Genomic DNA, 14,968 nt, shown 5'->3' on the forward strand with positions numbered 1-14,968 from the left:
GGGTGGCGGCCATTCGGGTCGCGGGGGCGGGTGCGGGACGGGCCGCCGAAAGAAATCTGTGGACTCGCGGCAACCCTTTGCGGAAGCGGTGGCAACGGGAAGACGGATCCGGTCGGTTCCGGATGCCGCGATCCGCTCTCCCCTGACGCATGCTTCGCAAGGAGAAATTCGACCCATGAGCAACTCCCCCCACAGCCGACGCCGTGGGCGTCACCGCCGTCGTCTGAGTGCTACCGCGCTGCTGCTCGGTGTGCCCGTCGCCGTCGGGTCGTACTTCGTGTTCGTGCACGAGGACTCGCAGGCTGCGGTGGTCGACGACGGTGCCTACTACCGGCTGGTGTCGGTGCGCAGCGGGAAGGTGCTGGACGTCAACGCCTTCTCCGGCGCCGACGGCACCCGTATCCAGCAGTGGACGGACCAGAACACGGCCAACCAGCAGTGGCGCCTGAAGTCCACCGGGGACGGCTACTACGAGCTGGTGAACCGCAACAGCGGCAAGGTGCTGGGCATCGTGGGCGACGCGACGAACCAGGGCGCCGTCACCGAGCAGCAGACGGACCGGTCCGCCCCCTCCCAGCAGTGGCGGATCAGCGACGTGAGCGGGGCCGACGCCGTCACCTTCACCTCCCGTAGGAGCGGTCAGGTCCTGGATGTGACGGGCAGCTCCATGGACCAGGGCACGCAGATCATCCAGTGGCCCAGCTGGGGCGGTGCCAACCAGCAGTGGAAGCTGGTGAAGGTGCCCGGGGCCGCGACCGGCGGCGCGCAGGGCTCCGGATCGTACGTGTGGAAGAACGCCCAGATCGGCGGCGGCGGGTTCGTCACCGGCTTCGTCTTCAACCCGTCCCGCAAGGACCTGCTCTACGCGCGGACCGACATCGGTGGCGCGTACCGCTGGGACACCGGCGCCGGCCAGTGGATCTCGCTGACCGACTGGATCGGCGGGGCGGACTGGAACCTGCTGGGCATCGAGAGCCTGGCCACCGACCCGGTCGACCCGAACCGGCTGTACCTGGCGAGCGGCACGTACACCAACGGCTGGGCGGGCAACGGCTCGATCCTGCGCTCCACCGACCAGGGCCGCACCTTCCAGCGCACCGACCTGCCGTTCAAGCTGGGCGGCAACGAGGACGGCCGGTCGATGGGCGAGCGGCTGGTGGTGGACCCCTCCGACCACAGCACGCTCTACCTGGGCACCCGCAAGAACGGCCTGTGGCGCAGCACCGACTACGGCGTGACCTGGAGCCAGGTCGGTGCCTTCCCGGTCAAGGACGGTGCGAGCAGCGGGGTCGGCCTGTCCTTCGTGACCTTCGGCCCGGCGGGCAGCAGGACGATCTACGTGGGCGTGGCGGACAAGTCCACCTCGCTGTACCGCTCCACCGACGGCGGCAGCACCTGGCAGGCCGTCCCCGGCCAGCCGACGGGTCAGCTGCCGCACCACGGCGTGCTCTCCGGCGACGGCTCGTTCTACCTGACGTACAGCAACGGGCCGGGCCCGCAGCCGGTGACGGCCGGTTCGGTGTGGAAGTACACGCCGGCCACGGGGGCGTGGAAGAACATCTCGCCGGCCAGCGGCAGTTACGGCTTCGCGGGCCTCGCGGTCGACGCGCAGCACCCGGGCACGGTGATGGTCACCACCTTGAACCGCTGGTGGCCCAACGAGGAGCTGTACCGGTCGACCGACGGCGGCGCCACCTGGAAGGCGCTCAACGCGACGGCCGCGCGCGACGACTCCGCGGCGCCCTACATCGGCACCGGCATCGGGCACTGGATGGGCGCGCTGGCCATCGACCCCTTCGACTCCGGGCACGTCCTGTACGGCACCGGATCGGGCATGTGGGGCAGCAACGACGTGACCGCGGCGGACGGCGGGGGCGCCACCCACTGGACCATCCCCAAGGGGGTGGAGGAGACCGCGACCAACGGACTGATCAAGCCGTCCGGTCTCCCGCTGGTCAGCGCGCTCGGCGACGTCAGCGGGTTCCGGCACGACGACCTGACCAAGCCCTCCGCCAAGGTACTGGCCGGGCCGAAGTTCACCACCACCACGGGTATCGACTTCGCCCAGGCCAAGCCGGAGTTCTCCGTGCGGGTCGGTTCCGGCGGCGAGCAGCACGGCGCCTACTCGACCGACGGCGGAGCGAACTGGAAGCCGTTCGCGGCGGCGCCGACGGGCGACGCGGTCAGCGGTTCCACGGCCGTCTCGGCGGACGGCGCGACCGTGGTGTGGACCCCGCAGGGCCAGCCGCCGTTCCTGTCGACCGACCGCGGCGCGTCCTGGACGGCGGTCTCCGGCCTGTCCAAGGACGCGGAGGTGGTGGCCGACCGCTCGACGGCGAGCACCTTCTACGCCCTCAGCGGCGGCACCCTGTACGCGAGCACCGATGGCGGACGGCACTTCACCGCCCGCGCCACCGGCGTGGGTTACGGTCAGCTCAAGGCGGTCCCGGGTGTCGCGGGTGACCTGTGGATCTCGGCCAAGGACGGCGGCCTGCTGCACTCCACCAACGGCGGGGCGAGCTTCACCAAGGTCGCCGGGGTGGACGAGGCGAGCGGCGTCGGCTTCGGCAAGGCGGCACCGGGCGCCTCGTACCAGGCCCTCTACCTCAGCGGGACGGTCAAGGGCGTGACCGGGCTGTTCCGCTCCACGGACGCCGGCTCGACCTGGGTCCGGATCAACGACGACCAGCACCAGTACGGCGGGACCGTCATCAACGTCATCACGGGCGACCCCGACGTGTTCGGCCGCGTCTACCTCGGCAGCTACGGCCGCGGCGTGGTGTACGGCGACCCCTCCTGATCCCGAGCCGAGGGGTGCCTCTCCTGGGAGGCACCCCTCGGCTTTCCTCACAACCGGGTGTCAGTCCCGCCTGCCCGGCGCCTGCACCCAGACCTGCACCAACCCGCCGGCCGGCGTCTCCGGGTGGGACTGGAGGGCCGCGCAGGAAGCGGCGGACTTCTGGGCCAACCGCCGGATCGACTGGGGCACCACCACCTGGAACCAGGGGCAGGCATACGCCTGGCTCACCCCGCAGCAGGGCGGCGGCTGGCCCGGCGCGGCCACCGGCAACCGGTGGCTCGGATACTACGAGCCCAACGAGCCGAACCGCCCGCTCAGCAGCGATCACCCCGGTCTGCCTCTCTCCCGCGCGGATCCGGAACTCTCCCGTCCGGATCCGGGGCCATTCTGCACGGGGCCCGTCCTGCCGGGTTCCTGCCGGGTTCCCGCCACGTTACGGACACATGGCGGGGCGGGGCGGGAACCTGGCAGGAACGGCGTCTCGACGGACTCTCCCCGTCGAGGGTCATCCGAGCCGCCACTGCTGGTTGCTCCGCCCGTTGCAGGCCCAGAGCTGGACCGGGGCGCCGTTCGCCGTCGACGCTCCCCCGACGTCCAGGCAGAGCCCCGACTGGCCGCCGGTGACGGTGCCGTCGGCATTGCGGATCCACTGCTGGTTGGGCTGTCCGTTGCAGGGCCAGATGATCACCTTGGTGCCGTTGGCGGTGCCCCTGTTGTCGGCGTCCAGGCACATCTGGCTGCTGCCGGAGTACACCGTCAACTGGCCACCGGGGGTGGCGGTCCACGCCTGGTTGGCAGCTCCGGAGCAGGAGCGGATCTGGGCCTGGGTGCCGCCGGTGGTGCTGGAGTTGGGAACCTCCAGGCACTTTCCGGCCCCGACCGCGTGCAGCGGGCCGGTGACGGCGCCGCCGCCCGTGCCGACGCTGTAGCCGGCCGCCGTGATGTTGGCCTGGACGGCGTTGTCGGTGGCGTCGGACGGGTAGCCGCTGACGACGGCGCCCTCGTAGAACGTCCCGAGGCTCTGGTTGGTGTTGCCGGCGCAGCAGTCGCCACCGCTGCCCAGGATGACGGCGCCCTGCTGCCTCATCGGGCTGTAGCCGGGCGGGAGCGCGCCGTTCCAGAGCGTGGTGAGCCCGCCCGACTGGGCGTCACCGCCCTTGAGTGCGAACCGGGAGGTTCCGTTGTTCTTCAGCATCGCGGTGACGTAGCGGCTGGAGAAGGGCCGCTGGTTCTGGTTCCACGACTGGCTGCCGCCGGAGTACAGGCCGTACTCGAGGTCGGCCTGTACCCACGGTCCGGTCCCCGAGCAGCCGCCGAACCAGCAACTGGTCCCGAAGTAGATGGCGTTCATGGCGCCCGCGCCGTCCGCCTTCCGGTCCGTCTCGCTGTTCCCGTAGTCGAAGCAGCAACCGCCGTTGACGTGCACGCCACTGGTCACCATGTACGCACCCTGGGGGGCGCTGCCGAGCGGCATCCCGGAGGAGGACCCGTCGTGCCAGTAGCTGTTCCCGGGGTTGATGTACAGGGAGTACGCCTTGGCGCCGCCGAGCGCGAGGGCCTCGCTGGTCGCGCTGGCCGGGGTGTCGCTGCCTCCGGCGCCCCCGGGGCCCTGGTACGCGAGGTCGTTGCCGTGTCCGGACTGGTCGAAGACCACCGTGACCACGCACGAGGTGCCCGCGCAGAAGGCGTCCTGGGCGGCCGCGTCGGCGACGCCCCCGGCACTGCCGACGCCGACGTCCTTCGTCCTGCCGTCCGAGGCCCGCCGGACCTGGTAGAGCGCTCCGTTGTACGCCGAGTAGAGCGCACGCGTCGTGGAGTGCGCGGCCACGCAGGGCGTCCCGCCCGCCGCGTAGAGGTCGCAGGGGCCGGTGGCGGCGGCCTGCGCGGTACCGGCGAGTCCTCCCGTGCCGGTCAGGGTGCCGACGACCAGCAGGATCGTGGCGAACACGCGGGTGAGCGTTCTCATGGCTTGCCTCTCCATCCGTCCCTGGCTGCGGGGGAGTATCAGCGGGCCCATTGCTGATTGCTCTGGCCGTTGCAGGTCCACAGGTCGACCGGGGCGCCGTTGGCGGTGGACCGGCCGGTGACGTCGAGGCAGAGTCCGGACTGGACGCCCGTGACGGTGCCGTCGGTGTTGACCTTCCACTGCTGGTTCGGCTGGTTGTTGCAGGTCCAGATCCCGACCTTGGTCCCGGGCGTGGTCTGGCTGTGGTCCGCGTCCAGGCACATCTGCTGGCCGCTGCCGGAGTAGACGGTCAGCTGGTTGGACGAGGTGTACGTCCACTGCTGGTTCGCCTGGGCGTTGCACTCCCAGATGGCCACCTGCGTGCCCGGGGTGGTGGTCGAGTTCGGCACGTCCAGGCACTTGCCCGCACCGACCGCGCGCACCGCGCCGCCCGTTGTGGTGCCGGTGCCGCCCGCGACACGGAACATGGTGGTGCCGTGCGCCGGGACGGAGGCGCTGATGGTGCCCGTGGTGGTCGAGGTCGCACCGGACCACAGGTCGGTGAGGGTGTAGCCGGACGCTCCGGTCTTCCCGATCGCGGCGGCGGAGGTGCTGATGGTCGCGGTCGATCCGGTCTCGTTGAACAGGGCCACCGAGACGTCGCCGTTCGCCAGCGGCTTGGCCAGCACGTCGAGGCCGTTGACGGAGGAGACCATGGTGCCCTGCTTGCCCAGCGGGTCCTGGTCCACCGCGATCACCCGGGTGTTGGTGAGCGTGGCCAGGGTGGCCGGGCTCGCCGAGGCGATGTTGGTGCCGGCGATCAGCGGAGCCGCCATCTCCGCCCACAGGCTGAACTCGGAGCGGCTCTCGACCTCGCTGAGGGAGCCGTTGCCGACCTCCAGCATGTCCGGGTCGTTCCAGTGGCCGGGCCCGGCGTAGGGAGCCAGGTTCACGTTGCTGTGGAAGATCGACAGCATGCTGGAGTAGCTCGCGTTGATGTCATTCGTGGTGCGCCAGCTGTTGCCGACGGAGGCGCCCCAGGTCCACACGTTCTCCTCGCCCCAGTTGCACAGGCTGAACAGGATGGGCCGACCGGTCGCGGCCAGGGCGTCACGCATCGCGGTGTAGCGGGTCTGCGCGGGTGCCTTGTTGCCGTTGGGGCAGGTGTTCAGCCAACAGCCCGGCCCCGCGTAGCAGTTGTCGTACTTCAGGTAGTCCACGCCCCAGGCGGCGAAGGACTGGGCGTCCGCGGTCTCGTGCCCGAGGCTGCCGGGGAAGCCGGCGCAGGTCTGCAGCCCGGCGGACTCGTAGATGCCCAGCTTCAGGCCCAGCGAGTGGACGTAGTCGGCGGTGCCCTTGATCCCGTCGGGGAACTTGCCCGGATCGGGGACCAGGCGCCCGTCGGAACCCCGTGAGTGGGTCATCCAGCAGTCGTCGATGTTGACGTACTCGTACCCGGCGCTCTGCATGCCGTTGTCGTGCATGGCGAGCGCGGTGGACTTGATCAGCGACTCGGAGACGTTGCAGCCGTAGGCGTTCCAGTCGTTGAAGCCCATCTGCGGAGTGGCCGCCAGGCCGTTGCCCGCTGCGGGGGTGGGGGCGGCTGCGGCGGCCGACGTGGCCGTGCCCAGGGAGAGCAGCGGAAGCGCCAGGGACAGGAGTAACGCCGAGAGCACGCAGGCGAGCGTCCTTCGCGGGCCGGTTCGCGCCGGTGGCCGTGGGAGGCGCAGGGCCGGGTGGAGCATGTCATCGCCTCCTGTGGGCGTCGTGGGCATGACAAAGAGCGACTCGGGGATGGCCCTCGCACCCGGGGCGGGGGTGAAGGGCGGGAGTGAGTGTGAGCGCTAACAATTCACCGTGAAAAAATCACCGCAGCGGATTCCTCGACTTCGGCGGTTGAAAGGCTCCAGCACCCCCGACGCCGTGTCAACCCTTCTCACAAGGTGCGCGATCCCGGACGTCGGCCCTCGGGTGTGGTGATTTCCCGAGCGCCGACGGCGGCGGGCGGTCGGCCTCGCAGGCCCGGTCAGGAGGCGGGGCCGTCGAGGTGGTGGAAGGTGGGGCGGGGGTGCATCAGGAAGTCGTGGTGCGAGATGTTCCAGGCGTAGGCGCCGGCCATCGCGAAGGCGAGCCGGTCGCCGCCGCGCAGGGTGTCGACGGGGGAGCGGTGGGCGAGGACGTCCTTCGGAGTGCAGAGCTGGCCGGAGACGGTGACCGTCGGCTCGGTGGTGGCCGGACGGGGCCAGGGGTGCGGCCAGGCGTCGACCGGGCGGACGGTGAACGGCTGGGAGTGGCCCCGGGTGGCGGGGGTGCGCAGGTGGTGGGTGCCGCCGCGGACCACGGCGAAGTCCTCGCCGTGGCTTCGCTTCACGTCCAGGACCTCGGTCGCGTACCAGCCGCAGTAGGCCGTCAGTGCGCGGCCGGGCTCGATGCGCAGGGTGAGCCCGGGGTGGGCGTCCAGGAGCTCGGCGAGGCCCTCGCCGAAGGCCGTCCAGTCGAAGCGGGCGGACGGGTCCTCGTAGTCCACGGCCATGCCGCCGCCGACGTTGACCTCCTCCAGTGCCAGGCCGTGCGATTCGGCCAGCGCGGCGGACCACTCCACGATCCCTGTGGCGACGGCGAGTTGCTCGGACGCGGCCAGCCCGCTGGCGAGGTGGGCGTGGATGCCGCGCAGCCGCAGCCGGGCGAACTCGGGCGTGCCGAGCAGTCGCAGGCACTCCGGCACCTCGGCCGGGTCGAGGCCGAACGGCGTCGGACGCCCGCCCATGGCCAGGGCGACGGAGTCCAGAGTGCCGTCGCCGACCGGCAGGTTGACCCGCAGTAGTACGTCCACCGGCCGGGTGGCGGCCGCGGCGAGCCGGCGCAGCTCGTGCACGCTCTCGACGTGCCAGCGGTGCACGCCCGCCGCCACGGCGGCCGCGATCTCGGCGGAGGTCTTGCCCGGCCCGCCGAAGGCCAGCGGGGCGCCCGGCACGGCGGCCCGGACGTGGGCCAACTCGCCTCCGCTGGACACCTCGTAGCCGTCCACCGCGTCGCGCAGCGCGGCGAGGACGGGCGCCTCCGGGTTGGCCTTGGCCGCGTAGTACAGCTCGACGCGCTGCGGCAGCGCGGCCCGGACGGCGGCGGCGTGCTTCCGCAGCTCGCTCAAGTCGTAGACGTAGGCGGGCAGTTCGTCGGGCGCGAGGGTGTCGATGTGGCGAAGGGCGAGCTCGCTCATCGGGTCACGCTCCGGGCGGCCTCGGCGAGCACGTCCTCGGCCAGCGGCGAGGAGAGCCGGACGTACCCGGCCTCGCGGTCGGCCTTGCGCTCCCAGCGGGTCAGCAGGTTGGCCTTCGCGGGCAGCGGGACGCCCGCGAGCAGGGCGGCGAGCCTGGGCGGGCAGCCGTGCGCCTCGCCGTACTCCGCCAGGACCGCCCGTACCTCGGCCCACAGGGCGGGTTCCAGGGCGGGGTGGAGATCGGCGACGGCCGCGAGCAGTTCGGAGAGGTGGTTGACCAGCAGGCAGTAGACGACGCGGTCCCAGCCGCGCTGGGCGTCGTACGTCATCGGTCCGGCGACGTCGGCGGGGAGCTGTTCGAGGAGGGCGGCGTTCTGCTCGGGCAGGAGCTTGGTGCCCTCGAGGTCGCGGAAGAGCGCCTGGGCCGGGAGTCCGGCGGCGTCGACGCAGACCAGGACGTTCTGCAGGTGCGGCTCCAGGACCACGCCGTGGTCGAAGTAGGCGGCGAGCACCGGCGGCACCACCAGCCGCAGGTAGGCGGCCCACCACTGCTGGGCCCGCTCGGGCCCCGAGCCGTCGAGCAGTTGGGAGATGTGCGCCGAGCTGGTGGCGTACTCGTCGGCCACGGAGGCCGACAGCAGCGGGGTCAGGCCGGGCCGCACGACGCCGTCCAGTCCGTCCCGGACGATCAGGCCGAAGCCCTCGAACAGTGAGGTGTCGGCGGCGCCGTCCGCGCCCGGCAGCGCGAGCGTACGGAAGGCGGGCTCGTTCAGCATCGCGGTGCCCGGGAAGCGGGCGGCCAGGTCCGCGAGCGGTTCGGCCAGCAGCCGGGTGAGCTGGACGGCGCCGGTCAGCTCGTAAGCGGCGTTCTTGCGCAGGCAGTTGGTGATGCGGACGTTGAGGCTGAACTTGAGGAAGGCGTCGGCGCCGTGCAGGGTGCGCACCGAGGCGGTGGCGGTGAACTCCTCGCCGCGCGGACCGAGGTCGATGACGTCCCCGCGCTCGATCGCCTCCCGCAACAGCGGTTCTTCGCAGAGGAGTTCGTACTGCCAGGGGTGGGTCGGCAGCAGGGTGAAGCCCTCCGGGACGTCGCCCAGGCCGTCGATCACCGCGAGTGCGGCCGGGTCGGCGGCGTCCTGGGCGATGTACTCGCTGCGGACCGCGAGATGGCGCAGCCGGAACGCGGCGCGGGCCTCGGGTGCGTACGCGGCCCAGGTGGCGCGGTCGGCGCCCTTGGCGGAGCGGGACTTGGGTGCGGGATGGAAGCGGTGCCCGAACATCAGGGCCTGCTCGGACTCCAGGTACCGCTCCGGGCCGGGCGCCGGCCGGTCGGACAGGGCGGCGGACACACCCTCGTGGCTGGAGGCCAGCTGGGCGAGGAACTCCTCGTTGTCCACTCCGCTGCGCAGGGTCAGCTCGGCCTGGACGTGCTCGGCGAGCTCGCGCCATCCCAACTCGCGCCAGCCGTCCGGGGTTTGCTCGAAGGCCGGTCCGGTGAACCGGTGCGCTCCGAGGAGCGAGGTGCGGCGCAGGGCGACCCGCAGCAGGGCGCCGCGGCGCGGCAGGCGCAGCAGGAGGTGGCCCTCGTCGACGGCGGTCTGGTGCTCGGGTGCGGAGACCTCGCGGAGCAGGCAGTTGAGCAGGGTGTGGGCCACGACGTGGTCGGCCGAGGGTAGCCCGGTCGGGGCGGGGGCCGACCGGGGGTGTTCAGTGCGGGCGGTCATCGGGGGCTCCTACGGGTCAGGAGGGCGAGCAGGGCGGCGGCCAGGGCGGCGGCGGTGCCGGTGACGACGGGGGCGGCCGGTCCGCCGCTGCCGTTGGCGAGCGCGGCGGCGAGTCCGGCCGCGACGGCGCCGCACTTGGAGACGGTTTCGCGGGTGCCGAACATCCGGCCCGGCGCGCGGCCGCGGGCGGCTTCGGCGGTGAGGACGGCGAGGCAGACCAGGCCGAGGGTCATGCCGAGCCCGAGCACTACCCGGGTGAGGGCGAAGGTGAGCAGGGAGTGGGCCGGGGCGTGGCCGGCCAGCCCGAGGGCGACCAGGGCGAAGCCGAGGGCGAGCCCGGTGCCGGGCCGTGCCTCGACGAGGCTGTGCACCCGTCCGGCGGCGATCAGGTAGACCAGGTGCGGCAGCGCGAACAGCAGGCCCGCGACCGTGCCGTTCACGCCCGGCAGCCGCTGCTGCACCAGGGTGATCAGGTACGGGAAGGAGATGATGGTCGCGAAGACGAAGGCGAACTCGAAGGTGTAGAGCAGCTTCAGCGGGCCCGGCGGGTCCGTCCGCGCGGTGCCTTCCGCGGTTCGGGCGGCGGCCGGGCGGGTCGGCTCGGGCAGGAAGCCGAGCATGACGGCGGCGGTCAGCGGCAGCAGCGCCATCACCAGGTACTGCCGGTGCGGGTCGATCCACGGCGACAGCGCTCCCACCAGGATCGGCGCCGCGACCAGGGCGGCCCGGGCGCTGCCCTGCATCAGGGTGAGCGCCCTGGACAGCCGGGAGCCGTCCAGGGCCGAGGCGAGGTACCCGTTGGTGGCGGAGAAGGTGCCGCCGAGGAAGCCCTGGAGCACCAGCGCCAGGGTGAACGCGGGCAGGCTGTCGGCGGCGCCGGCGAGCAGGAAGGAGGCGGTGAGGCCGAGTTGGGCGCGCAGTAGCAGCCGCTTCTGGCCGAAGCGGTCGGCCAGCCGGCCCCACAGCGGTGCGCCGAGGGCGGTGAAGACCGTCGGCACGATGTAGAGCAGGCCGGCCCAGTGCCCGTCGTGGTCACCGAGGCCCGGGAGGATCTCGGTGAGGTAGGGCGGCAGGCCGAGGGCCGCGAAGGAGGCGACGAAGTAGCAGGCGGCCACGGCGTGCACCTGGCGCCGGTCCAGTCCGGCACGGCCGACCGGCCGCGCCAGCGGTTCGACGGTCATCGTGAACGGTCCTTCGGCAGCAGGTAGTTGGGGCCGTCCGTGTAGTGCTTGTTGATGTCGGAGGCGCCGCTGCGCTCCTTGCTGAGCAGGGTGCCGGCGCTCACCATGGCCTTGACGGGCAGCCGTTCGGCGTCCAGCAGGTTCGTGCGCAGCGGCCGCCCGGCCGGGCCGAGGCGGTCGACGGCCTCGGTGAGGATGTTGCGGAGCAGCCCGAGGGTGCGCTCCAGCGGTGCCCGGTCGTGCGCGGCGAGGCCGAAGGCGAGCGAGGCGGTGCACAGGTGGCCGGTGATCGTGGTGAACAGGTCGGTGAGGGCGCCGTCCTGTGTGACGAGTATCCGGGGGTCGCGGAACTCGGCGGCCAGGGGGGCGAGTTCGCCGATCCGGGCGGTGCTGATCCGGGGCCCGTCGTTGTCCTTGTAGAGCAGTCGCAGACCGGTGCCGTCCAGGACGAGCGAGGTGTTCTGCTGGTGCGACTCCAGGGCGATGCCGCGGCCGAACAGGGCGGTCTGCCAGTCGACCAGCAGCCGGACGAGGTCCTCGTACAGCCCGAGGACGGATCCGCCGTAGAAGCGGTCGGCCAGCTGATCGATCACCAGCCGTCCGTCGGGCGTCTCGGCGAGCAGGGCGGCCAGCGGCACCGTGACGGCCTCGTCGAGGCCGTCCGGGTAGCGGCGCAGCAGTACGGCCAGCATCTCGTCGTCGGCGTGCGCGTAGCGTTGTTCGTCGACGTGCAGCACCCGCCCGGCGAAGCGCGGCTCGCGCGCGGCCACGGCCTCCACCAGCCGCTGTCCGACCGCCCCGTTGACCAGGGTGACGGGCTTGATGGTGCGCCGGTTGCGCAGGCCGAGGGTGGCGGTGGCGAGCGGGAGTTTGAGGTGGCAGGCCGGATCCTGGGCGACGGCTACGGTGCGCATGGACAGCGTCGGCAGCACGGTGAGGTACGGCTCGGGGGCGAGCACCGAGCCCGGCGCGATCCGCTCGAAGTCCTCGCCCACGGTGAGCGGGTGGACCGGGACGGTGAGGAACTCGCCCTGGATGCCGAGCTGTTCGGCGGTCGGCCACCAGGCGGGCAGCGGGCCGTCGCCGCGAACGGTCAGCCGCCCGGCCGGGACGGCGAGCCAGCGCAGCTCGAAGGTGCCGTGGAACTCCGGTGCGTAGGAGCGCAGTTGCGGCTCGGTCAGGCCGGAGCGGCCGCGCGAGGTCGGGTAGACCGGATGGTCCAGGAAGGCGGCGAGGGCCTCGAAGCCGAGCGAGGCGCCCGGGCCCGTCCATTCGGCCGTGTCCTTGCCGTAGCGCTCGGCGAGCGCGGCGTGCACGCCCGGCCGGATCTCGTCGTGCAGCCGCATGGCGGCCAGGGTCTGCCGACACTCCTCGGCGAAGGCCAGGTGGCCGGGCCGGTCCAGCGGGTCGGCCAGCTCGGCGAGGCGCTCCAGGATCGCGGGCAGGCCCGTGAGGGGCTCGCCGTTCACCTCCAGCAGGGGAAGCCGGGCGGCGTGGTCGCTCTGGAAGCCCTCGGGGGCCACCGGCAGGGCGAGCGTGCCGCGGCTCAGCCAGGGGCCGTCGGCCCGCTGCTCCAGGACGCCGCCCGCGCGCAGGCCGAGGACGTCCTCGCGCAGCAGCGCGGACAGCACCCGGAGGGTGAGCCGGTCGGAGGGGTTCACGGCGGTCACGGCGGTCACGGCGGTCGCGGCGGTTGCGGCGGTTGTGGCGCTCACCGCGTTCACGGCGGTTGCGGCGTTCACGGCGTGATCTCCCAGCGGTTGGCGGCGATGAAATCCGCCACGGCGGCGTCGACCGCGTCCTGGTCCGGGCCGACCGCCCAGACGATGCCCAGGTAGTCGCGGTTGGTGCGGTAGAGCTCGTGCCGGGCGCCGAGCTCGCGCACCGGGCGGTAGGAGAGCACGATCCCGTCGGCCCGCCCCTCGAACAGCGGCTCGGGCGCGGCGGTGAGGGTGCCGGCCCGGTCCGCGCAGACGCGTTCGTGGCGGGCCCGCCGGTCGGTGCGCGCGCCGAGGTCGGCGGGCAGCGCCTCGCCGAGGTGGGCACGCAGCACCAGCTCGAAGTACGGGATGTCGAGGATCTCGGCGAGCATCAGGTCGCACTGGTCGCCGATGGCACGGTAGTTGACCTCGATGATGCGCGCGCGGCCGTCCGCCTGGAGGACGAACTCGGTGTGGCAGGCGCCGAGTCCGACGCCGAGCGCGTCGAGCTGGGCGAGCAGCTGCTCGACCACCGGCTGGGGGTGCGCCGGGGTGAAGGTCAGCACCTCCTCGATGAAGTCCGGCGGCGGGGAGAGCCGGGTGCGGAAACCGCCCAGGACGTGCCGGGTCAGGCCGTCGCCGAGGGTCTCCAGGGTGCACAGCTCGCCGGCCAGGAACTCCTCGACGACCAGGGTGGCGCCGGGGCGGCGCTGCTGGATCTCCTTGACGCGCTGGGCGAGTTCGGCGGTGTCGGCGACGAGGGTGACGTCCTCGCTGGCGACGCCCTCGCGGGGCTTGACGATGCACGGGAAGGGCGGGGCCAGGCCGGCCGGGTCCTGTCCGGGCGCCAGCTCGGCGGACCGGACCCGGTCCAGGCCGGACTCGGCGAGGTGGCGGCGCAGCTCGCCCTTGTTCTTCGCCCGCAGCGTGGCCTTCCAGTCCTTGCCGGTCAGCCCGAAGTACTCGGCGACCAGGGCGGTCTGGGTCTGCAGGTGGTCGCTGTTGCTGAACACCGCGTCGGGTACGTGGTGTTGGGATATCGCCCCGATCACCTCGCGGAAGTCCTGTACCTCGCAGTCCATCACCTCCACCTCGAACTCGGCGTCGGCGTAGGCGCGTCGGTGGTCCTCGAAGTGGTCGGTGAAGACGGTGACGTCGAGCCCGAGCCGGGCGGCGGCGGGCAGGAATCCCCGGGTGACGGAGTCGGTGGGGTTGAGAGCGAGCAGGTAGAGCCGCATGGCAGGTCCTCTGGTGTGCAGGCGGAGGGGCGCCGGGGGCGGAGCCGTGCGGGAGGTCCGCCCCCGGCAGGGTGTCGCTACTTGGGGGCGTCGACGCCGGCGGCCTTGGCGATGTCGCCGAGCATGGCGTCGGCGGCCTGCACGCCGATGCCGGACATCCAGGTCTCGTCCGGGACGGTGGAGACCTTGGCGTTCTTGACGGCGTTGAGGCCCTGCCAGACGGCGGTCTGCTGGACCTCGTTCTCCTTGGTCTTGGTCGGGTCGTCGGCGGTGGTGACGAACAGGAGGTCGGCGTCGGCCTGGCCGATCTGTTCGGCGGAGATCTCGATGATGTTCTTGTCGACGTCCTGCGAGGCGGGGCGGGCCAGGCCGACGTCCTTGAGGACCACGCCGCTGTAGGAGGACTTGCCGTACAGGCGGGTCGGGCCGGCCACGAAGCGGACCACGGAGGCGGTGGGCATGGTCCCGTTGTTCTTCGCCTTGATCGCCTCGCCCAGCTTCCCCGCCCGCGCCTCGTAGTCGGCGAGTGCCTTCTTCGCCTCGTCCTCCTTGCCGAGGGCCTGGGCGTACAGGGCGAGGTTCTCCTTCCACGGGAACCCGGTGGTCTCCGCCAGGACGGTCGGCGCGATGGCGTTCAGCTGGTCGTACACCTTGGCGTGGCGGACCTTGGAGGACAGGATCAGGTCGGGCTTGAGGGAGGCGATCAGCTCCAGGTTCGGCTCGTTCATCGGGCCGACGTCCTTGGTCCCCTCGACCTTGTCCTTGAGGTAGGCCGGGAACCCGCCGTTGGTCTTCATGTGCGGGGAGACCGCGCCGACCGGCTTGATGCCCAGCAGCGTGACGTCGTCCAGCTCACCGCTGTCCAGCACCACGACCCGCTTGGGCTGCGCCTTGATCTCGGCGGTTCCGGCGGCGTGCTTGACGGTGCGGGGGAAGCCGGCGGCGGCAGCAGCGGACGTGGAGGAGGCGCCCGACTTGGCGTCACCGCTGCTGCCGCAGGCGGCGAGCAGCGTGGTCGTCAGGGCGACGGCGAGGACGGCAACGGGCAGTCGGCGGTTCATGGGATTCCTTGGGGGGTTCTTGCAGGGCAGGCCGAATGACGGCACGGCACACGAGCGGGTGCCACCGTCGGGGCGGCCGAGGGTTCAGGGGGAGGAGCGGCC

9 protein-coding genes are annotated in these 14,968 nt (G+C 72.2%); 1 reads left to right on the forward strand and 8 read right to left on the reverse strand.

What is annotated here, in order from left to right; genetic code table 11:
* The first annotated feature begins 175 nt into the window (after positions 1–175).
* Entirely contained in the window at positions 176–2,800 is a 2,625-nt protein-coding gene (locus IH61_RS0123305; RefSeq protein WP_031072915.1) for an RICIN domain-containing protein, read from the forward strand.
* A gap of 505 nt (positions 2,801–3,305) precedes the next feature.
* Here the strand turns inward: IH61_RS0123305 and IH61_RS0123315 are convergent.
* From IH61_RS0123315 to IH61_RS0123350, 8 genes are all read right to left on the reverse strand, one after another.
* Positions 3,306–4,766 (reverse strand): arabinofuranosidase catalytic domain-containing protein, encoded by a 1,461-nt coding sequence (locus tag IH61_RS0123315; RefSeq protein ID WP_234327301.1) that lies wholly within the window; start codon positions 4,764–4,766, stop codon positions 3,306–3,308.
* Positions 4,767–4,804: 38 nt separating this feature from the next.
* Positions 4,805–6,490, reverse strand: a complete 1,686-nt coding sequence (locus IH61_RS0123320; protein WP_037973256.1) for an RICIN domain-containing protein — start codon at positions 6,488–6,490, stop codon at positions 4,805–4,807.
* Positions 6,491–6,771: 281 nt separating this feature from the next.
* Entirely contained in the window at positions 6,772–7,962 is a 1,191-nt protein-coding gene (locus tag IH61_RS0123325; protein WP_031072922.1) for a type III PLP-dependent enzyme, read from the reverse strand.
* Positions 7,959–9,686, reverse strand: a complete 1,728-nt coding sequence (locus tag IH61_RS0123330) for an IucA/IucC family protein (RefSeq protein WP_031072923.1) — start codon at positions 9,684–9,686, stop codon at positions 7,959–7,961. Before IH61_RS0123330 ends, IH61_RS0123325 begins: the two co-directional genes overlap by 4 nt.
* Positions 9,683–10,867 (reverse strand): MFS transporter, encoded by a 1,185-nt coding sequence (locus tag IH61_RS0123335; protein WP_031072926.1) that lies wholly within the window; start codon positions 10,865–10,867, stop codon positions 9,683–9,685. Before IH61_RS0123335 ends, IH61_RS0123330 begins: the two co-directional genes overlap by 4 nt.
* Positions 10,864–12,546: an IucA/IucC family protein gene (locus IH61_RS0123340; RefSeq protein ID WP_031072929.1), complete on the reverse strand. Its 1,683-nt coding sequence runs from the start codon at positions 12,544–12,546 to the stop codon at positions 10,864–10,866. Before IH61_RS0123340 ends, IH61_RS0123335 begins: the two co-directional genes overlap by 4 nt.
* A 59-nt stretch (positions 12,547–12,605) precedes the next feature.
* Positions 12,606–13,805: an ATP-grasp domain-containing protein gene (locus tag IH61_RS0123345; RefSeq protein WP_031072931.1), complete on the reverse strand. Its 1,200-nt coding sequence runs from the start codon at positions 13,803–13,805 to the stop codon at positions 12,606–12,608.
* 77 nt (positions 13,806–13,882) lie between these two features.
* The gene (locus tag IH61_RS0123350; RefSeq protein WP_031072933.1) at positions 13,883–14,866 is read right to left on the reverse strand and encodes an ABC transporter substrate-binding protein; all 984 of its coding nucleotides are present in this window, start codon (positions 14,864–14,866) and stop codon (positions 13,883–13,885) included.
* Positions 14,867–14,968 lie beyond the last annotated feature (102 nt).

Source organism: Streptomyces sp. NRRL WC-3742 (assembly GCF_000720635.1).
GTDB lineage: Bacteria > Actinomycetota > Actinomycetes > Streptomycetales > Streptomycetaceae > Kitasatospora.

Excerpts from the sequence above, each read along its gene's own strand:
- IH61_RS0123305 (WP_031072915.1), top strand. The coding sequence starts at position 176 with ATGAGCAACTCCCCCCACAGCCGACGCCGTGGGCGTCACCGCCGTCGT.
- IH61_RS0123315 (WP_234327301.1), bottom strand. The coding sequence starts at position 4,766 with ATGAGAACGCTCACCCGCGTGTTCGCCACGATCCTGCTGGTCGTCGGC.
- IH61_RS0123320 (WP_037973256.1), bottom strand. The coding sequence starts at position 6,490 with ATGCTCCACCCGGCCCTGCGCCTCCCACGGCCACCGGCGCGAACCGGC.
- IH61_RS0123325 (WP_031072922.1), bottom strand. The coding sequence starts at position 7,962 with ATGAGCGAGCTCGCCCTTCGCCACATCGACACCCTCGCGCCCGACGAA.
- IH61_RS0123330 (WP_031072923.1), bottom strand. The coding sequence starts at position 9,686 with ATGACCGCCCGCACTGAACACCCCCGGTCGGCCCCCGCCCCGACCGGG.
- IH61_RS0123335 (WP_031072926.1), bottom strand. The coding sequence starts at position 10,867 with ATGACCGTCGAACCGCTGGCGCGGCCGGTCGGCCGTGCCGGACTGGAC.
- IH61_RS0123345 (WP_031072931.1), bottom strand. The coding sequence starts at position 13,805 with ATGCGGCTCTACCTGCTCGCTCTCAACCCCACCGACTCCGTCACCCGG.
- IH61_RS0123350 (WP_031072933.1), bottom strand. The coding sequence starts at position 14,866 with ATGAACCGCCGACTGCCCGTTGCCGTCCTCGCCGTCGCCCTGACGACC.